The following is a 19,162-nucleotide window of genomic DNA, read 5'->3' on the forward strand; positions in this document are numbered from 1 at the left end:
GTGGTGCTCACAGGGTTTCGAAGCGCATGGAGAAGTCGGTGGCCTTGACGTCCTTGGTCAGGGCCCCGATGGAGATGCGGTCCACACCGGTTTCCGCAAGGGCACGCACCGTGTCCAGGTTCACGCCGCCGGAAATTTCCAGGATCGCCCGGCCGGCGTTGCGGCGCACCGCCTCCTGCAGGGTCGGGATGTCCATGTTGTCCAGCAGCACCATGGTCGCGCCGCAGGCCAGGGCCTCATCCAGCTGCTCCAGCGTTTCGACCTCGATTTCGACGAAACGCGCCTGAGGGGCTGTTTCCTGCACCCGCTTGAGCACCGCGGCCACGCCGCCCGCCGCAGCGATGTGGTTTTCCTTGATCAGCACCGCGTCGTACAAGCCGATGCGGTGGTTCACGCCGCCGCCCGTCTTGACGGCGTACTTCTGCGCCAGGCGCAGGCCGGGGATGGTCTTGCGCGTGTCGACGATGGCCGCGCGCGTGCCCCTCACAGCGTCCACGAACACCGACGTCTTGGTCGCCACCCCGGACAGCAGTTGCAGGAAGTTGAGCGCGGTGCGTTCGGCAGTCAGCAGGGCCTGGGCGTTGCCCTCGATGTGCAGGACCACCTGGTCGGCGGCACAGCGCCCACCTTCCTCCACCTGCCAGTTCAGGCGCGCCGACGGATCGCAGGCCCGCACCGCCGCCTCTACCCAGGGGCGACCGCAGATCACCGCGGTTTCGCGGGCCAGGATGCGGGCCCGGGCCGGACGGCGGGCATCGACCAGCGCGGCGGTCAGGTCACCCGCGCCGACGTCCTCGGCCAGCGCGCGCGTGACGTCGGCTCGCGCCAGTTCGGCCACGTCCGAGGCATCGAATTCAGAGAGGTGTTTCATGGGGCGGAGCATAACGGGAACGAATGGGCGGGATGGACTATAGTGCGCCCCAAATCGACCACCCGCCGAGGGGACATCACCATGAGCCAGACCGCCTCCCTAGCACCCGCCACCGGCACACCCTACGGCACCCTGCCCTCGGCGTCTCCGCTGCCGCAGCGCAAGCCAGTCAGCCTGCCCCGGCTGCAGGAAATGCGCGACCGCGGCGAAAAGATCACCATGCTCACCGCCTACGACGCCACCTTCGCGGCGGTGGCGGACGCCGCCGGGGTCGAGTGCATCCTGATCGGCGATTCGCTGGGCATGGTCTGCCAGGGGCTGTCGAGCACCGCCGGCGTCACGCTGGAGACCATGGTCTACCACACCGAGAGCGTGGTGCGTGGCCTGCGCCGGGTGCAGGGCACCGCCTGGGTCATCGGCGACCTCCCGTTTGGCAGCTACCACGAGTCGAAGGAACAGGCCATGCGCAGCGCCGCGCAGCTGCTGCACGCGGGTGCCCACATGATCAAGCTCGAAGGTGGTGGCTGGACCGCCGACACCGTCCGTTTTCTGGTCGAGCGCGGCGTCCCGGTCTGCGCCCACCTGGGCCTGACGCCTCAGACCGTTCACTCGCTCGGCGGCTACCGGGTGCAAGGCCGCGACGAGGCGGCGGCGCGCGCCCTGCGCACGCAGGCGCTGGAGCTGCAGGACGCCGGCGCCACCATGCTGGTGCTGGAGATGGTGCCGGCGGCGCTGTCTACCGAGATCACCACGGCGCTGCCCACCTGCCACACCATCGGCATCGGCGCCGGCAAGGGCACGGCCGGCCAGGTTCTGGTGATGCACGACATGCTGGGCATCAACCTGGGCAAGAACCCGAAATTCGTTCGCAACTTCATGGACGGCGCCGCCAGCGTGCGCGATGCCATGGCCGCCTACGTCGCCGCCGTGAAGGATGGCAGCTTCCCGGACGACCAGCTGCACGCCTGGTGAACCTTTCCCGCGGTACCACCCGACCCACCCAGCCCCTCACATGCAACTCGTCCACACCATTGCCGACCTGCGCGACGCGCTGGCCCCCTTCCAGTCCCCCGCCTTCGTGCCCACCATGGGCAACCTGCACGACGGCCACCTCGACCTGGTCCGCCAGGCACAACCGCTGGGCGACGTGACGGTCTCCAGCATCTTTGTCAACCGGCTGCAGTTCGCGCCACACGAGGACTTCGACACCTACCCGCGCACCCTGCAGGCCGACTGTGCCCGGCTGGAACAGGCCGGCTGCGACATCGTCTTTGCGCCGCCCGAGAAGGAGCTGTACCCGGAGCCACAGGGCTACAAGATTCAGCCGCCCGCGGATCTGGCGGACATTCTGGAAGGCCACTTCCGGCCCGGCTTCTTCATCGGCGTCTGCACCGTGGTGATGAAACTGTTTCAGTGCGTGTTCTCGGAAGCCAAAGGCCCTCGCTACGCGCTGTTCGGCAAGAAGGACTACCAGCAGCAGATGGTGATCCGCCGCATGGTGCAGCAGTTCTGCATGCCGATTCAGGTCCTGGCCGGTGAAACGCAGCGGGCCGCCGACGGGCTGGCGCTCAGCTCTCGCAACGGCTACCTGAGCGAGTCCGAGCGCGCCGAGGCGGTGCAGCTGTCGATGTCGCTGCGCGCGCTGGCGCGCGACGCTTTGGCCGCCGCCGGCTCGCTGCCCGAGAAGCGCGAGGCTCTGGAAGCGCAGGCGATGCGCGCGCTGGCACTGCGCGGCTGGCAGCCCGACTACCTGACCGTGCGGCGCCGCGCCGACCTGCAGCCGCCGCGCGCGGAAGATGCGCTGACGCCGCTGTCGATGGTGGTGCTGGGTGCCGCCCGACTGGGTCGCACCCGCCTCATCGACAACTTCGAAATCTAGAAGGTTTCTTCCTTGGGGTCGCGCCCCATCAAGGCCGCGACCGCCTGGGCGGGCTGCAAGCGCCCGTCGAGCAGGGCCACCACGCCCTCGCTGATCGGCATGTCGACACCCAGCAGGCGGGCGCGCTGCACCACGGTCCGGGCGCTGTAGACACCCTCCGCCACGTGCCCCAGAGAGTCCACCGCCTGCTGCAGGCTCAGCCCCTGCGCGAGCAGCTGGCCGACCTTGCGGTTGCGTGAGAGATCACCGGTCGCGGTCAGCACCAGATCCCCGAGACCCGAGAGCCCCATGAAGGTGTCGGCGCGCGCGCCCAGCGCCAGGCCCAGGCGGGTCATTTCCGCCAGCCCGCGCGTGACCAGTGCTGCCCGGGCGTTGAGTCCGAGCGCCAGGCCGTCGCACAGCCCGGTGGCAATCGCCAGCACGTTTTTGACCGCACCACCCACCTCGACCCCGACCGCGTCGTCGTTGGCATAGATGCGCAGCGACGGGCCGTGGAACGCGCTCACCAGGGCGTCGCGAACCTCGGCGTGGGCGCTGGCCGCCACCAGGGCGGTCGGCTGGCCGCGCGCCACTTCCTGCGCAAAACTGGGACCGCTGAGCACCCCGGCCTTCAGCCTGGGCGCCACGGCGGCCTGGATCTCGTGACCAAGCAGGCCCGGTGACCCACCACCCTCACGAGGCGCCTCGAAGCCCTTGCAGAGCCAGGCCACCGGCGAACCCTGGTCCGCCAGCCGCTCCAGCATGCCGCGCAGACCTGCCATCGGGGTGGCCACCACCACCAGATCGGCCCCGGCCAGCGCAGCGGTCGGCCAGGGCTCGGCATCGCCCGCCAGCCGCAGGGCCGGCGGCAGGGTCACACCCTGGAGGTATCGGGCGTTTTCACCCTCGGCCCGCATGGCAGCCACCTGCGCCGCGTCGCGCGCCCACAGGGTCACCTGGTGGGGAGTGCCCGGCAGACGGGCGGCCGCAATGGCCAGCGCCGTGCCCCAGGCACCGGCACCGAGAACGACGATGTTCATCGCCTGCGGTTCAAGCCTGGCTTACTGCGTGACAGCGCCGGCAGCCTGCGCCTGCTGCTGTTCGTACATGGCCTGGAAGTTGATTTCGGCCAGGTGCACCGGCGGGAAACCGGCGCGCTGGATCAGGTCGGCCACGTTGCCGCGCAGGTAGGGGTACACGATCTGCGGGCAGGCGATGCCCATGATCGGGCCCATCTGGTCTTCCGGCAGGTTGCGGATCTCGAAGATGCCGGCCTGCTTGACCTCAACCAGGAACACGGTCTTGTCCTTGATCTTGGTCTGAACCGTGGCGGTCACAGCCACTTCGTACACGCCTTCGGCGGCAGGGGTGGCTTCCACGCCCAGCTGGATGTCGACCGAGGGCTGCTCCTGTTCCAGCAGGATGGCCGGGGAATTGGGCTGCTCCAGGGACGCCTCCTTGAGGTAGACGCGCTGGATCTGGAAAACGGGATCTTGGTCGGCCATAAGAGCTTTCGGATGATTCAGGAATGAACAGGGCCCGCCCGGGAAGTCTCCCGCAGCGGGCCCGAGGGCGGATTATCTCAGCAGTGCGGCAACGCTCTCAGCCCCGCAGCAGCGGCTCCAGGCCACCCTGGCGGTCCAGCGCGTGCAGGTCGTCGCAACCGCCCACGTGCGTCTGCCCGATGAAGATCTGCGGCACGCTGGTGCGTCCGGTGATCTGCGCCATCTGGGCGCGCACCTCGGGCCGGCCGTCCACCACGATCTCCTCGTAGTCGGTGACGCCGCGCTGCGCCAGCAGGGCCTTGGCACGGCTGCAGTACGGGCAATAGTCGCTGGAATAGATCTTCACGTGGGCCATGGTGCGCTCCGTTTCAGGCCTTTTCGACCGGCAGGTTGGCGGTGCGCCAGGCGCCCATGCCACCGGTCAGCGAATGGGCGTTCTCGTAGCCCAGCTTCTTGGCGATCGACACCGCGCGCTTGGAGCGCATGCCGGACGCACAGACCAGCACCAGCGGCAGGTTCTTGTTCTTCACCACACCAGCCAGCTTGGCCTCCAGCTCGGGCAGAGGCACGTTCTTCGCACCGGTCACGTGCCCGGCCGCGAACTCATCGGGCCCGCACACGTCCACCACCGCGGCTTTCTCACGGTTGATCAGCTGCACCACTTCGGCGGGGGTCAGGCCCGCCGCGCCGCCGCCCGAGGTCAGGGCGGGAAACATCAACATCCCGCCCGAGGCCAGGGCGATGGCAAACAGCATCCAGTTGTCGAGAAAAAAACTCACGAAACACCTTTCAGGTCAGACAAGGCCGGGATTTTAGAATGTGGGGCTGTCCGGCGCGGTCCGGCCAGCCTCCATGCCCCTTTTTCCTGCTCCCAACGCCTTCACGCCCATGCACAAGCTCGTCCTGATCCGCCACGGCGAATCCACCTGGAACCTCGAAAACCGCTTCACCGGCTGGACCGACGTGGAGCTGACCCCCACCGGCGTCTCCCAGGCCATGTCCGCCGGCAAGCTGCTCAAGGCCGAGGGCTACGAGTTCGACATCGCCTACACCTCGGTGCTCAAGCGCGCCATCCACACGCTGAACTACTGCCTGGACGAGATGGACCGCAGCTGGCTGCCGGTGGTCAAGGACTGGCGCCTGAACGAGCGCCACTACGGTGGCCTACAGGGCCTGAACAAGGCCGACATGGCCAAGCAGTACGGCGACGAGCAGGTGCTGATCTGGCGCCGCAGCTACGACACCCCGCCGCCCGCCCTGGAGGCCAACGACCCGCGCGGCCAGCGCCAGGACCTGCGCTACGCCAAGCTGCCGGCCGACGCCGTGCCGCTGACGGAATGCCTGAAAGACACCGTCGCCCGCGTGCTGCCCTGCTGGAACGACTCCCTGGCCCCGGCCATCAAGGCGGGCCAGCGCATCGTGATCGCCGCGCACGGCAACTCGATCCGCGCCCTGGTCAAGTACCTGGACAACATCGGCGACGCCGACATCGTGGGGGTGAACATCCCCAACGGCATCCCGCTGGTCTACGAACTGGACGCCGACCTCAAGCCCATCAAGAGCTACTACCTGGGCGACGCCGAAGCAGCCGCCAAGGCCGCCGCTGCCGTGGCCGCTCAGGGCAAACGCTGAACCGCCCGGGCGGAACCGAATCACAAGGCTTGACTCCTAGGTGTATATTGGTTTGCAGGCCCGCGGCGCAACCGCCCGGGCCAGCGCTTTTTTCGGGGTGAATGGATGGGCAAGCAAGTGAATCAGAAGCTGAAGATCGTCGGCTGGGTGGCCGCAGGCGCCGTGGCCGGTGCGCTGACCACGGTGCAGCTTCAGGCGGTGGCGCGCGGCTCGCTCGCCCCCCTGCCGCTGGAGGAGCTGCAGCAGCTCGCCGCAGTGTTTGGCATGGTCAAGACCGATTACGTCGAACCGGTCGACGAGAAGAAGCTGATCTCCGAGGCGATTTCGGGCATGGTCTCCAGCCTGGACCCGCACTCCCAGTACTTTGACAAGAAGTCCTTCAAGGAATTCCGCGAGGGCACCAGTGGCCGGTTTGTCGGCGTGGGCATCGAAATCACCATGGAAGACGGCGTGGTCAAGGTGATGTCGCCGATCGAAGACTCTCCAGCTTTCCGCGCCGGCCTCAGGCCCGGCGACCTGATCACCAAGATCGACGACACCGCCGTCAAGGGCCTGTCGATCAACGACGCCGTCAAGCTCATGCGCGGCGAGCCGCGCACCAAGGTGCTGCTGACCATCTTCCGCAAGGACGAGAACCGCAGCTTCCCGGTCACGATTACCCGTGAAGAGATCAAGACCCAGAGCGTCAAGAGCAAGCTGGTCGAACCCGGCTATGGCTGGGTGCGCGTCTCGCAGTTCCAGGAGCGCACGGTTGAGGACTTCGCGCGCAAGGTTGAGGAACTGTACAAGGCCGGTCCGCTCAAGGGGCTGGTGCTCGACCTGCGCAACGACCCGGGCGGCCTGATGGAAGCTGCCGTGGCCCTGTCGGCGGCCTTCCTGCCCGAGAACGTGACGGTGGTCTCGACCAATGGGCAGCTCGCCGACAGCAAGTTCACCTACACCGCCAACCCGCAGCACTACCTGCGCCGCGGCGGCCCGGACCCGATCGCCCGCCTGAACAAGGTGACCAACGGCGCGCTCAAGAACGTGCCGCTGGTGGTGCTGGTCAACGAAGGCTCGGCCTCGGCCAGCGAGATCGTCGCCGGCGCGCTGCAGGACCACAAGCGCGGCACCATCTTGGGCAGCCAGACTTTCGGCAAGGGCTCGGTGCAGACCGTGCGCCCGCTGGGCCCCGACACGGGCCTGAAACTCACGACCGCGCGCTACTACACGCCGGCCGGCAAGTCGATCCAGGCCAAGGGCATCGTGCCCGACGTGATGGTCGACGAAACGCCCGAGGGCAATGTGTTCGCCGCTCTGCGCACCCGTGAGGCCGACCTGACCAAACACCTGACCAATGGCGAAGAGGCCAAGGCCGGCGAGCCGATGACCGATGCCCAGCGCGCCGCCGAACAGCAGCGCGACCAGGAACGTGAGCAGGCCCGCAAGCGGCTGGAAGAAGAGTCCAAGAAGAACCCGGGCCAGCGCCTGGTGCCGGAATTCGGCAGCGACAAGGACTTCCAGCTGCAGCAGGCGCTCAACAAGCTCAAGGGCCGTCCGGTGCTGGTCAGCAAGACCCTGACCGAGCGCCCCGAAGAGAAGAAAGAGAACTGATCACCGCCCCGGTGAACGGGTCGGCGACGCGATCTTGGACGACCAGCAGCTCCTGCGCTACTCGCGCCACATCCTGCTCGAAGAGCTGGGCATCGAAGGCCAGGAGAAGCTGCTGGCGTCGCACGCCCTGGTGATCGGTGCCGGCGGCTTGGGGTCGCCGGTGGCGCTCTACCTGGGCAGCGCCGGCGTCGGGCGCATCACCGTGATCGACGACGACGAGGTGGACGCCACCAACCTGCAGCGCCAGATCGCGCACAACCTCGAACGCCTGGGCACGCCCAAGGCCGAGTCGGTGCGCCACGCGATCGCTGCCATCAACCCCGACCCGCAGGTCGCGGCCCTGGTACAGCGCGCCGACGACGCGCTGCTGGACCAGTTGCTGCCCGGTGTCGATGTGGTGATCGACTGCTGCGACAACTTCGCCACCCGCCACATGGTCAACCGCGCCTGCGTGCGCCACGGCGTGCCGCTGGTCTCGGGCGCCGCGATCCGCATGGACGGGCAGCTGGCGGTGTACGACCCGCGCGACGCCGACTCGCCCTGCTACGCCTGCGTGTTCCCCGAGGACGCCGGGGTGGAAGAGGTGCGCTGCGCCACCATGGGCGTGTTCGCGCCGCTGGTGGGCATCGTGGGCACCATGCAGGCGGCCGAGGCGCTCAAGATCCTCAGCGGCCTGGGCTCGCGCCTGACCGGTCAGTTGCTGATGATCGATGGCCGCGATCTGGCCTTCAACACCATCGCCCTGCCGCGCCAGCCGCACTGCGCAGTCTGCGCTCAGCGCGCCGGCTGATCCTTCGCGCTGCTGCGCGCCGGCATCGGGCACGGCCCGTGGCGCTTGCGGAAATCCCGCGGGTTCTCGGCACCCGCCGACGCGAAGATGCCTTTGCGGTCCTTGCGTGCCAATACCTCTTCGATGGCGAACGGCCCGTCGCTGTGCCGCCAGCGGTACGACCAGGCCCAGCCCTCGCGCACCAGCCAGCCCGCCACATCGTCGCCCCGGTGCTTCAGCCGCACCAGCGCCCGCCCGTAGTCGTCGCGCCGCCGTTCGGTCACCGTCACCGTCTGCTCCAGCAGACGCCCGGCCAGCGCCTCGCGAGACGCCACACCGCCGTCCTGGCAGATCTCCGGCGCATCCACCCCGTCCAGCCGCAGCTTGCGGTACGTCCCACCCGCCAGCGGCTTCACCCACAAGGTGTCCCCATCCGGCACCCGCGTCACCCGCGCCTCATAGGCCTCGTTGAACCGGGGACGAAAACCCGAAGCAGCGGACGACGTGGAAGCAGGCGACTGTGCGAGCGCAAGCGAAGCGCCGAACACAAAAAGCAACGGAGCGAAGAGAGACCAAGGCACCCGTGGAACCGGCTTCGCCGGGCCACAGGGTGCGTCCCCCCTCCGGGGGGAAGCCGCGAAGCGGCGCAGGAGGGGCCTCCTCATACAGCCATGTACCGGCCCGGCCGGTGGTTGATCGCCAGCGTCATGTTCAGCACCACCGCACCCAGCACCGACCAGGCGATCTGCACCGGCTCGCGCAGCGCGAACGCGGTCAGCACGATGGCGCAGTCCAGCCCCATCTGGATGTGCCCAGCGCGCCAGCCGAAACGCTCCTGCAGGTACAGCACCAGCACGTTGAAACCACCCAGGCTGGCCCGGTGGCGGAACAGCATCAGCATGCCCGCACCCACCAGCAGCCCACCCGCCACCGCGGCGAAGCCCGGGGCCAGCGCGCCGATGGAAATCCAGCGCGGGATCAGGTAAGCCCAGAGCGAGAGCAGACCCACCGCCGCAAAGGTCTTGAGCGCGAACGGCGCGCCCATGCGACGCCAGGCCAGCCAGTAGAACGGCAGGTTGATGAGGAAGAACCAGACGCTGAAGCTCACCCCGGTGGCGTAGTGCAGCAGAAAGGCCAGCCCGGCGGTGCCACCGCTGAGCAGGCCGACGTGGCCGAACAGCACCACACCCAGGCCGACGAACAGGGTGCCGGTGAGCAGGGCCTGAAGGTCTTCGTGCGGGCGGTGGCGGGAGATCGGTGCCGCCTTGGGAGCGGTCGAAAGAGCGTGGGACGGGGACGACATGGCGGTCGGCGCTCGAAGGCTGGAGAAAACGGGGCGCCAGTGTCGCAGGAATGCGCCGCCCCCGGCTTGACGCAGGTCAGCGGCAGGGCTCAGGGTCTGAGCACCTTGGCCACCGGGTTGTAGCGCAGCCGGAAGGCGTCGGGCATGTCCGAACCCAGCAGCGGGCGCAGGTAGAGCCGGAAGGCGTCGGTCACGTCGGTGCCGCTGGGCGCGATGAACTCATCCTCCATGGTGCGGGTCTTGCCCGCCACCGCCTCCAGCGGCAGCAGCTCGTAGTCGGCCGAATAGAAGCCGGTGCGCTTGATCGCCACCGAGCCGTCCACCTTGCCCCACATCGCGAACTGCACCGCCTTTTCGCCCACCTCGCGCGCCTCGCGCTGGTCCACGTCGCTCACGCAGCCGATGAAGCTGCGCTGCAGGTAGCCGAAGGTGTCGCCGCGCACGCGCTTGATGCCCAGCTTGGCCTTGATCTCCTCGCACAGCAGGTCGGCCAGCGCGCCGGTGCCACTGAGCTGCACGTTGCCGTGAGCGTCCTTCTCCACGTCCTTGGCCAGCTGGGTGATGATGGGCTGGCCCGAGGCGTCGTGGATGCCTTCGCTCACCGCGATCACGCAGCGGCCGTGGCGCTCGTACATGATCTTCACGTCGGCCAGGAACTTCGGGATATCGAACACCCGCTCGGGCACGTAGATCAGGTGCGGGCCGTCGTCGGGAAACTTCTTGCCCAGGGCCGACGCGGCCGTGAGGAAGCCGGCGTGCCGCCCCATCACCACGCCCACGTACACCCCTGGCAGGGCCGCGTTGTCCAGGTTCGCCCCCGCAAACGCCTGCGCCACGAAGCGCGCCGCCGACGGAAAACCCGGCGTGTGGTCGTTGCCCACCAGGTCGTTGTCGATGGTCTTGGGGATGTGGATGCTGCGCAGCGGGTAGCCGGCCTTGCGCGCCTCCTCGCTGACGATGCGCACCGTGTCCGACGAGTCGTTGCCGCCGATGTAGAAGAAGTGCTCGATCTCGTGCGCCTTGAGCACCTTGAAGATCTCCTGGCAGTAGGCCAGGTCGGGCTTGTCTCGCGTGGAGCCGAGCGCCGAGGCCGGCGTGCGCGCCACGGCTTCGAGGTTGTGGCTGGTCTCCTGCGTGAGGTCGACGAAGTTCTCGTCGACGATGCCGCGCACGCCGTGGCGCGCGCCGTAGATGCGTTGCACGTTCTGGAAGCGCCGCGCCTCCAGCGCCACGCCCACGAGGGACTGGTTGATCACGGCAGTGGGGCCGCCGCCCTGGGCGACGAGGATTTTTCCGGACGACATGGTGAACCTCTGGGTGACGGCAAAAGTGTGCTCGCGCAATATAGCCTTCGGCGCCGCAGAGTGGGACACTGTCGCGCATGAAGACCTTCCACAACCCCCACCACGCCCTGCACCAGGGGCGCGAAGAGATGTTCCGTGGCCGCATGGTGCCCTGTCACGAGGTGCCCGCGCGGCTGGACTACGTGCTGGCCGAGCTGCAGCGTCGTTCGCAGGGTGGGCTGTTCCTGCCGGAGGTGGGCGACACCGATCTGGACGCCGCCATCGCCCGCGTGCACGACGCGCGCTACACGCAGTTCCTGGCCGGCGCCTGGGACGAGTGGGTGGCGATGGACCCGGCGAACGCGCAGCGCGACGCCCTGCCCTCGGTCTGGCCGCTGGGCAACAAGCACGCCTTCCGCACCGATGTGCTGCCGCAGAACTTTGCTGCGCGGCTGGGCCTGTTCTCGTTCGATTCGGGCTCGCCGCTGATGGCCGGCACCTGGACCGCCGCGCGGGCCGGTGCTGCCTGTGCCGTGGCCGCCGCGCGCGAGGTGCACGGCGGCGCCCGCGCGGCGTTTGCGCTGACCCGCCCGCCGGGCCACCACGCCGGGCCGGACTTCTTCGGCGGCTACTGCTTCCTGAACAACGGTGCCATCGCCGCGCAGGCCTTGCGCGACCTGGGCCACGCCAAGGTGGCCGTGCTGGACATCGACTACCACCATGGCAACGGCACGCAGACCATCTTCTACGAGCGCGCCGACGTGATGACGGTCTCCATCCATGGTGACCCGGCGACCGAATACCCCTTCTTCCTGGGCCATGCCAACGAACGCGGCGCGGGTGCGGGCGAAGGCTTCAACCTCAACATCCCGCTGCCGCGCGGCACCGGCTTCGCCGCCTGGTGCGCCGCGCTGGACACCGCCATCGAAGCGGTAGAAGACTTCGGCGCCGACGCCTTGGTGGTGCCCATGGGCATGGACACCTTCAAGGGCGACCCGATCTCCGGCTTCACGCTGGAGAGCAGCGACTACGACACCGTCGGCCGCCTGCTGGCCGCCGCCAGCCTGCCCACCGTGTTCACCTTCGAAGGCGGCTACGCGGTGGACGAGGTCGGCGTCAACGCGGTCAACCTGCTCGAAGCCTACTGCCGCTCGATCTGACGCCGGCTCACGCCGGCTTCCAGAAGATGTAGTCGGCCGTGTAAGTGACCACGCGCTTGCTGCCCATGGTCGACGCATCGCAGGGTGCGGCCGGCGCCACGCCGCCCTTGGTCGCCACGCGCTGGATGTGGCTCACGCCCTGGGCCATGCCGCTGCCCATGGCCGGGTTGGCCCTGACCAGCTGCAGCGGGATGTTGCCGCTGCCGTTGGGCGCCACCGCCAGCTGCGCACCGCTCACCTTGGAGCCGTCGTTGAAGTCCCAGGTGGCGGGCGGGCCGTAGTACTTGCCCAGGCGCTCGCCCTTGCGGCCCTTGAGGCCGGCGTCGGGGCTCATGAACACCCACTCGTACTGGCCGGCCATGTTCTTCTTGGCCTGGCACTGGTAGGTGATGTCGCCGGCGGCGGCGGTCTCGAAGGCCACGCGGTGGCCGGCGGGCACCTGCACCGCGGCCGGCAGATCGGCCTGCGAGAACGGGGCCATGGTGGGGCCGCTGGCGCAGGCGGAGAGAGCGAGGACGGCGGCGCCGCCCAGTGCGGTGGTGGTGAAGCGGGAGAACATGGAACAGCTCCTGTGTGTATCTATATAGGTGGGTGAACGGCACTCAGCGGGCCGGCTGGCCCGTGGCGAGGGATTGCAGGAAAGCGACGACGTCGCGCCGGTCGGCCGCCTCGGACAGCCGGTAGCCCATGGCCTGGCCGGGCACCAGGGTCTCGGGGTCGGTCAGCCAGGCCTGCAGCTTCTCGGGCGTCCAGACGTGGGTGGCGGCGGCCAGCGCGGCGGAGTAGGCAAAGTCCGCCTTCTTGCCCGCCACGCGGCCGGCCACGGTGCCCAGCGCGGGACCGACGCGGTCGTCGTCCAGGCTGTGGCAGCCGCCGCAGCGCGACTCGAACAGCCCGCGGCCATGCGCCACATCGCCCGACTGGGCCTGGGCCGCCGGCCAGGCGGCGGCCAGCAGACCCAGCGCGAGCGCGGCGCGGCGCAACGACATGGTCATCAGGCGCCGAAGCTCAGGGCGCCGCCGGGCAGCGGACGGCCCAGGGCGTTGGTCAGCACGGTGAAGTGCATGGTCTCGTCGGCCGCCAGGCGCGCGGCCACCTTGGCCAGGTCCTTGCTGCCGAGCGACGGGATCACGCCCAGGTAGGCGTTGGTGGCGCCCAGCTCCAGCCGCGCCGCCAGGTCCAGCACGTCGGCCTGGTTGCGCAGCGTGTCGGCCTTGAGCGCCTTGGCGTAGTCGTCCAGCTTCTTCTCGGCCACCGGCGTGCCGCCCAGCTTCTGGATGGTGGCGATCAGCGCGTCGCGGTGCGCCTTGTGGTGCCCCTGGAAGCTCACGGCCACGTCCAGCACCGGCTTCTGCAGCAGCCCGCTGCCCGCACCCAGCTGGTAGGCGTTGATGGCCTCGTGCTCCAGGCCGAGCGCCACGTTGAGGATGGACACATCCTTGGACACATCGGCGGACATGCCCTGGGCCAGGGTGTCCTTGCCGGCCAGCAGGGCCACAGCCACGGCCGAGAGCGCACCGCCACGGCGCATGAAGCTGCGGCGCGATGCGGGTGGGCCGACGAGTTCGGAAGCGGGAAGGATGATGTTCGACATGGTGGGGTCCTTGTGTGGTGGGTGAGGGAAACAGCGCCGGTCGAGAAATCAGCACCGACGGACCGGATACGCAGGCCGCTCCCGCAGCGGATTCAGAAACCCACAAATTTCTTGTGGGTATGCCGCGCCTGAATCCACTGGCCCGGTGGCCGCGTACAGGGAAGGTCGGGTCTGTTCAGCGACCGGCACCTTTTCCCCATCACATCCCACCACCATGCCCCACACCTTCCACTCCCCACTGCGCCGGCACCCTGTCCGCCACCTGCTCGCCCTGGGCGCCACCGCCGCCCTGCTGGCCCACGCGCCCGCCCACGCCGACACCGGCAAGCTGCTGCTGACCGGCGGCGTCAGCACCATCGACGGCGCGGCCGGCGGCGGCCTCTCGCCCTGGGCCGTGATCGGCAGTCAGGCGACCGAAGGCCAGACCGGCTTTTCGGCACACCTCAGCCATGCGCGCACGCAGGACTACCGGCTCAACGCCTTCGGCGCCGCGGTCGGCATCAACGACCGGGTGGAACTGTCCGTGGCGCGGCAGGACTTCGACACCGGCATCACCGGCACCCTGCTGGGCCTGCCGGGCCTGAAGCTGAAACAGGACATCGTCGGCGCCAAGTTCCGCGTGGCGGGCGACGCCATCCTCGACAGCGACACGCTGATGCCGCAGATTGCGGTTGGCGTGATGGCCAAGCGCCTGGGCTCCACCGGACTGGACAGCACGCTGTCCGCCCTGGGCGCCAAGCGCTCGGGCACCGACATCTACGTCAGCGCCACCAAGCTGTTCCTGGCCCAGGGCCTGCTGGTCAACGGAACGCTGCGCGCCACCAAGGCCAACCAGGGCGGCCTGCTGGGCCACGGCGCCACGCTGGGCGGCGCCGACAACGGCTACGAGCTGATGCCCGAACTCTCGGTGGCCTGGCTGCTGCGCAACAACCTGGCGGTCGGCTTCGAGTACCGCGCCATGCCCGACAAGCTGAACAAGGCCGGTGCCGCGGCCGGTCTGGGCGACGGCCTGCGCGCCGGCGACTGGAAAGACATCTTCATCGCCTGGGCGCCCAGCAAGAACGTCTCGCTCACCTTGGCCTATGTGGATCTGGGCACCGTCGTGCCGGCCACCACGAAAAGCAAGAAGCAGACCGGCACCTACCTCTCGGCCCAGTTCGCGTTCTGAACGCCCACCCAAACAAGTCACCACCACCACCATGAAACAGCTCATCACCCTCTCCGCCCTCTCTCTGCTGGCCCTCATCGGCGCGCCGGCAGGCGCCCAGTCCATGGACAAGCCGCTGGCGCCCTCGGCCGCATCGGCCTACCCGGTGGCGCCGGCCCCTGGTCTGTACGACGCCCTGGGCGGCCAGACCGGCCTGCGCACCCTGATGAACGACTTCGTCAACCGCCTCAAGGCCGACGCTCGGCTGGCCGAGGCCTTCAAGGACGCGAACGGTGCCAACCTCGCCAAGCAGCTGACCGACCAGATCTGCCAGCTCGCCGGCGGCCCCTGCGTCTACAACGGCCCCGACATGAAGGAAGCCCACAGCAACATGGACGTGACCCGCGCCGACTTCAACGCGCTGGTCGAGGTGCTGCAAATGAGCATGGAAGTCCGCGGGATTCCGTTTGCCCGGCAGAATCAGCTGCTCGCGCTGCTGGCCCCGATGCACCGCGACGTGATCAACGTCCGATAAACCAGGAGACCCCATGCGCCACGCCCCCCTTCTGGCCGCCTGCCTGCTGGCCGGCCTTTCTGCGGCGCAGGCCGCCACCGTGCAGGTCACCGTGCTCGCCCGCGACGGCAAGCCGCTGCCCGACGCGGTGGTGGTGCTGGAGCCGGCCGCCGGCCAGCCGGTGCCGGCGGCGCAGCCGATCAACCAGACGGTGACGCAGGAGAAGATGCAGTTCGACCCGGTGCTAAGCCTGGTGCCGGTCGGCTCGAAGATCCGCTTCTCCAACCTCGACCGATGGGACCACCACGTCAAGGGCGGCACGCCCAGCCTCCTGTCCGCAGGCACCACCGCCTTCGAGTTCCGGCTGGCGGGACGTGTGCAGGGGCAGACGCCTCCCAGCAGCGAAGTCACGCTGGAGAAGGCCGGGCCGATCCAGCTTGGCTGCCACCTGCACGGCTCGATGCGCGGCTTCGTCTACGTGGCGTCCACGCCCTGGGCCGCCAAGACATCCGCCGATGGCACCGCCACCCTGCCCCAGGTGCCCGAGGGCGCGATGCAGCTGCGGGTCTGGCACCCGGACCAGCTGGTCGACCAGGCCAGCGTCGCGCTGCAGGTGCAGCCGGTCACCACGGTGAACGTGCCCACCCTGGTGCAGCCGCGCAAGCCACGCCGGGTGCAGTCCGACGCCGGCAGCACCTACTGAGGCCCGCCCACCGCATGGACACCGACCCCACCCTGATGGCGCTGCTCGACCGCGTGGCGCAGCGCGACGAGACCGCGCTCAAGTCGCTCTACGACCTCACCAGCGGCAAGCTCTACGGCCTGGCGCTGCGGGTGCTGGAACGCCACGAGTGGGCCGAGGACGCGCTGCAGGAAACCTTCCTGCACATCTGGCGCAGCGCGCCCGACTACCGCGCCTCGCTGAGCCCGCCCATGGCCTGGATGGGCCTGATCGTGCGCAGCCGCGCGCTGGACCTGCTGCGCCGGCGCAAGGCCGAGCGCGAGCACCTGAGCGACGACATCGACGACGACGGCATGGCCGACCGGCTCGAAGGCGACACCCCCGACCCGATGCACACCAGCCTGGCCAGCCAGCAGGCCTGGGCCCTGCACCAGTGCCTGACACGGCTGGAGAACAGGCAGCGCGAGGTGGTGAGCCTGGCCTACCTGCGTGACCTGAGCCACGGCGAGCTGGCCGAACAGCTCAAGCTGCCGCTGGGCACCGTCAAGACCTGGATCCGGCGCGGGCTGGACCAGCTGCGCATCTGCATGGCGCGTTTTGCCTGAGGAACGCCATGGACATCCACCGACACCCCGACCTGCTGGACCAACTGGCCGCGGCCTACGCCATCGGCACCCTGCGCGGCGGCGCGCGCCGCCGCTTCGAAACCCTGGCGCGCGAGCGGGCACCGGTGCGTGCGGCGGCCCTGGTCTGGCAGAGCCGCGTCGCCAGCATGACCGAGCTGGCGCCCGCGGTGACGCCCTCGCCCGTGGTCTGGACGCGCATCCACAACCTGATCGAGGCCGAGCGCGAACAGGCGGCCATGGCGGCGGCCCGCGCGGAACCGGCGCCGCCGCCCCCCACCGGCTGGTGGCGCAGCCTGGCGCTGTGGCGCGGTGCGGCCGGTGCCGGCGCGCTGGCCACCGTGCTGGCCGTGGTGACCACCGTGAGCCTGCGCGACCGGCTCGGGGCACAGATCGACGAACTGCAGGCGAAGCTGGGCAACCAGCCGCAGATCGAGTACGTGGCCGTGCTCAACGACGAACAGGCCAGCGCCTCCATGCTGGTGACCTTCGACCCGAAGAACCGCAAGCTGACGCTGCAACGCGTGGGCGGCTACCAGGAAGCGGCCGACAAGTCGCTGCAGCTCTGGGCCCTGCCGCCGGGCAGCAAGCCGCGCTCGCTGGGCGTGCTGAGCCAGGAGAAGCTGCTGCAGCTCGCAGCGGGCGAGGGCGACGTGCGCGAGGTGCCGGCGCTGGCCATCAGCCTGGAGCCCAAGGGCGGCGTGCCCAGCGAGACCGGCCCCACCGGACCGGTGCTGTTCAAGGGCGCACTGATCCAGAAGATGCTCTGAACCAGGCCCACCCCTGCCGCGCTGCGCGCGACCCCCTCAAGGGGGCGATGCGAGTGGCCCGGCAGAGCCGGTTCCACCGCATCCTCGATGGCGTACCGGCGCGCCGGAAACGGCCTATTGCCTGGCAGTCCGCGTATTTGCGGGCGGCAGCTGGGGGTGGCTGCTGCGCCAGGGATTGATGTCCAGCCCGCCGCGGCGCGTGTAGCGCGCGTAGACCATCAGCTTGGCCGGCTTGCAGCGCGCCATGATGTCCATGTAGATGCGCTCGACGCACTGCTCGTGGAATTCGTTGTGGTTGCGGAAGCTCACGATGTACTGCAGCAGCCCGGCCTGGTCGATCTGCGGCCCGCTGTAGCGGATCTGCACGCTGCCCCAGTCGGGCTGGCCGGTCACCGGGCAGTTGCTGCGCAGCAGGTCGCTCACCAGCACCTCGTCCACCGGCTTCTCGTCCAGCGCGGCGCTCAGGAAGGCCGGCGTCGGCTGGTAGGTGTCGCACTCGACATCGAGGCGGTCGATCGACACGCCTTCCAGCTCCTTCACCGGTTCGCATTCGAACAGCTCGGGCAGCAGCAGCCGCACGCCGGCCGAGGACTTCACCGCCTCACCGCCCCAGATGGCGCGGCTGATGTCGTCGCGAATGCGGTCGCGCACCGCGTCCGCACTGTCCAGGCGGGTGTTGTTGAAGCTGTTGAGATAGAGCTTGAACGACTTGCTCTCGACGATGTGCGTGCTCTCGCAGGGAATGGTGATGTGGGCGATCGCCACCTGCGGCTTGCCCTTCATGTTCAGCCAGCTCAGCTCGAAGGCGGTCCAGAGGTCGGCACCCAGGAAGGGCACGCTGCCGGTGATGCCGATTTCGACGCGCTTGGCCTCGCGCGGCAGCGGAAACAGCAGGGACGGGTCGTACTGGTCGACGTAGTCGGTGGTCTTGCCCAGGGGAGATTGGTCTGGCGTCATTCAAATACCCGTTCGCGCATCCATTTGGTCGCCACCCATTTTTCACCTTCGAGCACCGGCGCGCCGCCGTGCAGGGTCAGGGTGCCGGGGTGCGGCCGGTTGTAGGAAAAAAACACCGCATTGCCGCGCACCGGCGCCACTTCCAGACCGATGTCCGGAAAGGTGGTGCCGCCGCCGCGCGGCGGTTCGTTGAGGTACATGACCACCGTGCCCACGCGCTGGCCACCGCGCTTGAGGATGGTCGGCGTGCCCGGCTCGGCCGGGTCGAAGTAGTCGTAGTGCGGCTTGTATTCCGCACCCACCTTGTAGTTGAGCACCTGGATGCCCTCGCCGTTTTCCACCGGCCAGTTCACCAGCCGCGCGATGCGCGCCTCGATGCGTTTGACCAGCTCGCTCTCGCCGCGGTTGAAGAACATGCCGTTGCTGGTGCGGTCGGGATTGAGTTCCTCGCCGCCGGTGGCGGTCTGCACGGTGAGCGAGCGCGCCAGGCGCGGCCGGGACGCTTCGATCAGGCCGTCGCACTCTTCGTGGCTGAGCAGGCCGCCGAGCACCACCACCCGAGGCTGCGTCACGGAGATGATCACGTCGACCATGCGGTCGCCCGCGTCCAGCCGGCGTGGCGAACCGCTGAGTGCAATGTCGGGCACGCGCACCGTGGCCATCTCGCGCGCCGTGGCCTGGGCTGGAGCCTGGACCGGAGCGGGCGCGGCGGCACGGCCCGCGCCGAGCTTCTGCAGGTGGTCGCGCAGGGTCTGCTCCAGCGCGGCCTCAGCCACATCCGCCTGCCAGCCCGCTTTGACCATGGCTTCGAGCACCGCCTCGGGCATGCAGCCGGCCGTGGACTGCTCGATGATCCACTGGCGCAGTTCGGGGGTGACGGTCTGGGTCATGGTCGTCTCCT

General features: G+C 69.0%; 24 protein-coding genes. 11 read left to right on the forward strand and 13 right to left on the reverse strand.

Annotated features, from left to right (window positions below):
- Positions 1-7 precede the first annotated feature (7 nt).
- Positions 8-871, reverse strand: a complete 864-nt coding sequence (gene nadC, locus HPS01S_RS16680) for a carboxylating nicotinate-nucleotide diphosphorylase (protein WP_066158525.1) — start codon at positions 869-871, stop codon at positions 8-10.
- A gap of 81 nt (positions 872-952) precedes the next feature.
- On the opposite strand from nadC, the gene panB reads away from it, so the two are divergent.
- Both panB and panC read left to right on the forward strand, forming a co-directional pair.
- A complete protein-coding gene (gene panB / locus HPS01S_RS16685; RefSeq protein ID WP_066158527.1) occupies positions 953-1,843 on the forward strand; it encodes a 3-methyl-2-oxobutanoate hydroxymethyltransferase in 891 nt (296 codons plus the stop codon).
- A 40-nt stretch (positions 1,844-1,883) separates the two neighbouring features.
- Positions 1,884-2,750 carry a pantoate--beta-alanine ligase gene (panC, locus tag HPS01S_RS16690; protein WP_066158529.1) on the forward strand — a complete coding sequence of 289 codons (867 nt, stop codon included), beginning with the start codon at positions 1,884-1,886 and terminating at the stop codon, positions 2,748-2,750.
- Here panC and HPS01S_RS16695 read toward each other — a convergent pair.
- The 4 genes from HPS01S_RS16695 to HPS01S_RS16710 form a co-directional block, all read right to left on the reverse strand.
- Complete coding sequence (locus tag HPS01S_RS16695; RefSeq protein WP_066158531.1) at positions 2,747-3,769, reverse strand: NAD(P)H-dependent glycerol-3-phosphate dehydrogenase; 1,023 nt, start codon at positions 3,767-3,769, stop codon at positions 2,747-2,749. The genes panC and HPS01S_RS16695 overlap by 4 nt on opposite strands.
- Before the next feature lie 21 nt (positions 3,770-3,790).
- Positions 3,791-4,234, reverse strand: a complete 444-nt coding sequence (gene secB / locus HPS01S_RS16700; RefSeq protein ID WP_066158533.1) for a protein-export chaperone SecB — start codon at positions 4,232-4,234, stop codon at positions 3,791-3,793.
- 97 nt (positions 4,235-4,331) lie between these two features.
- A complete protein-coding gene (gene grxC, locus HPS01S_RS16705; protein ID WP_066158534.1) occupies positions 4,332-4,589 on the reverse strand; it encodes a glutaredoxin 3 in 258 nt (85 codons plus the stop codon).
- A 13-nt stretch (positions 4,590-4,602) separates the two neighbouring features.
- Positions 4,603-5,013, reverse strand: a complete 411-nt coding sequence (locus tag HPS01S_RS16710; RefSeq protein WP_066158536.1) for a rhodanese-like domain-containing protein — start codon at positions 5,011-5,013, stop codon at positions 4,603-4,605.
- Between the two features lie 109 nt (positions 5,014-5,122).
- On the opposite strand from HPS01S_RS16710, the gene gpmA reads away from it, so the two are divergent.
- The 3 genes from gpmA (at position 5,123) to HPS01S_RS16725 (ending at position 8,249) form a co-directional block, all read left to right on the forward strand.
- Positions 5,123-5,866 carry a 2,3-diphosphoglycerate-dependent phosphoglycerate mutase gene (gene gpmA, locus HPS01S_RS16715; RefSeq protein WP_066158861.1) on the forward strand — a complete coding sequence of 248 codons (744 nt, stop codon included), beginning with the start codon at positions 5,123-5,125 and terminating at the stop codon, positions 5,864-5,866.
- A gap of 117 nt (positions 5,867-5,983) precedes the next feature.
- Positions 5,984-7,459, forward strand: coding sequence for a S41 family peptidase (locus HPS01S_RS16720; RefSeq protein ID WP_157576406.1), 1,476 nt, complete (start codon positions 5,984-5,986; stop codon positions 7,457-7,459).
- A 34-nt stretch (positions 7,460-7,493) separates the two neighbouring features.
- A complete protein-coding gene (locus HPS01S_RS16725) occupies positions 7,494-8,249 on the forward strand; it encodes a HesA/MoeB/ThiF family protein (protein ID WP_066158541.1) in 756 nt (251 codons plus the stop codon).
- On the opposite strand, the gene HPS01S_RS16730 is transcribed toward HPS01S_RS16725, so the two are convergent.
- From HPS01S_RS16730 to HPS01S_RS16740, 3 genes are all read right to left on the reverse strand, one after another.
- Positions 8,234-8,677, reverse strand: coding sequence for a thermonuclease family protein (locus HPS01S_RS16730; protein ID WP_066158543.1), 444 nt, complete (start codon positions 8,675-8,677; stop codon positions 8,234-8,236). The two genes, HPS01S_RS16725 and HPS01S_RS16730, sit on opposite strands and share 16 nt — an antisense overlap.
- 212 nt (positions 8,678-8,889) lie before the next feature.
- Entirely contained in the window at positions 8,890-9,531 is a 642-nt protein-coding gene (locus tag HPS01S_RS16735; RefSeq protein ID WP_066158546.1) for a YitT family protein, read from the reverse strand.
- An 89-nt stretch (positions 9,532-9,620) separates the two neighbouring features.
- The gene (locus tag HPS01S_RS16740) at positions 9,621-10,835 is read right to left on the reverse strand and encodes a 6-phosphofructokinase (RefSeq protein ID WP_066158865.1); all 1,215 of its coding nucleotides are present in this window, start codon (positions 10,833-10,835) and stop codon (positions 9,621-9,623) included.
- A gap of 77 nt (positions 10,836-10,912) precedes the next feature.
- Here HPS01S_RS16740 and HPS01S_RS16745 point away from each other — a divergent pair, with 77 nt between their 5' ends.
- Positions 10,913-11,974, forward strand: coding sequence for a histone deacetylase family protein (locus HPS01S_RS16745; RefSeq protein WP_066158547.1), 1,062 nt, complete (start codon positions 10,913-10,915; stop codon positions 11,972-11,974).
- A gap of 7 nt (positions 11,975-11,981) precedes the next feature.
- On the opposite strand, the gene HPS01S_RS16750 is transcribed toward HPS01S_RS16745, so the two are convergent.
- Genes HPS01S_RS16750 through HPS01S_RS16760 form a run of 3 tightly spaced genes read right to left on the reverse strand, consistent with a single transcriptional unit; the run spans position 11,982 to position 13,568 of the window.
- Complete coding sequence (locus HPS01S_RS16750) at positions 11,982-12,533, reverse strand: DUF3455 domain-containing protein (protein WP_066158549.1); 552 nt, start codon at positions 12,531-12,533, stop codon at positions 11,982-11,984.
- Between the two features lie 43 nt (positions 12,534-12,576).
- Positions 12,577-12,963, reverse strand: a complete 387-nt coding sequence (locus HPS01S_RS16755; protein WP_169803952.1) for a c-type cytochrome — start codon at positions 12,961-12,963, stop codon at positions 12,577-12,579.
- 5 nt (positions 12,964-12,968) lie between these two features.
- Positions 12,969-13,568 carry a ferritin-like domain-containing protein gene (locus HPS01S_RS16760; protein ID WP_066158553.1) on the reverse strand — a complete coding sequence of 200 codons (600 nt, stop codon included), beginning with the start codon at positions 13,566-13,568 and terminating at the stop codon, positions 12,969-12,971.
- Between the two features lie 214 nt (positions 13,569-13,782).
- Between HPS01S_RS16760 and HPS01S_RS16765 the strand changes: the two genes are divergently transcribed.
- The 5 genes from HPS01S_RS16765 to HPS01S_RS16785 are packed head-to-tail and all read left to right on the forward strand — an operon-like array spanning position 13,783 to position 17,304.
- Positions 13,783-14,736, forward strand: a complete 954-nt coding sequence (locus HPS01S_RS16765) for a DUF3034 family protein (RefSeq protein WP_066158554.1) — start codon at positions 13,783-13,785, stop codon at positions 14,734-14,736.
- 31 nt (positions 14,737-14,767) lie between these two features.
- A complete protein-coding gene (locus tag HPS01S_RS16770) occupies positions 14,768-15,250 on the forward strand; it encodes a group I truncated hemoglobin (protein WP_066158557.1) in 483 nt (160 codons plus the stop codon).
- 13 nt (positions 15,251-15,263) lie between these two features.
- The gene (locus HPS01S_RS16775; protein WP_079364543.1) at positions 15,264-15,932 is read left to right on the forward strand and encodes a cupredoxin domain-containing protein; all 669 of its coding nucleotides are present in this window, start codon (positions 15,264-15,266) and stop codon (positions 15,930-15,932) included.
- A gap of 14 nt (positions 15,933-15,946) precedes the next feature.
- The gene (locus HPS01S_RS16780; RefSeq protein WP_066158559.1) at positions 15,947-16,516 is read left to right on the forward strand and encodes a sigma-70 family RNA polymerase sigma factor; all 570 of its coding nucleotides are present in this window, start codon (positions 15,947-15,949) and stop codon (positions 16,514-16,516) included.
- 8 nt (positions 16,517-16,524) lie between these two features.
- The gene (locus tag HPS01S_RS16785) at positions 16,525-17,304 is read left to right on the forward strand and encodes an anti-sigma factor (protein ID WP_066158561.1); all 780 of its coding nucleotides are present in this window, start codon (positions 16,525-16,527) and stop codon (positions 17,302-17,304) included.
- Positions 17,305-17,418: 114 nt separating this feature from the next.
- Here the strand turns inward: HPS01S_RS16785 and queF are convergent, their stop codons facing one another.
- Complete coding sequence (gene queF, locus HPS01S_RS16790; RefSeq protein ID WP_066158563.1) at positions 17,419-18,261, reverse strand: NADPH-dependent 7-cyano-7-deazaguanine reductase QueF; 843 nt, start codon at positions 18,259-18,261, stop codon at positions 17,419-17,421.
- Positions 18,258-19,151 carry a 2OG-Fe(II) oxygenase gene (locus HPS01S_RS16795; protein WP_066158565.1) on the reverse strand — a complete coding sequence of 298 codons (894 nt, stop codon included), beginning with the start codon at positions 19,149-19,151 and terminating at the stop codon, positions 18,258-18,260. Before HPS01S_RS16795 ends, queF begins: the two co-directional genes overlap by 4 nt.
- Between the last annotated feature and the right edge of the window lie 11 nt (positions 19,152-19,162).

The sequence above is a fragment of the Hydrogenophaga pseudoflava NBRC 102511 genome, from assembly GCF_001592285.1.
Lineage (GTDB): Bacteria > Pseudomonadota > Gammaproteobacteria > Burkholderiales > Burkholderiaceae_C > Hydrogenophaga > Hydrogenophaga pseudoflava.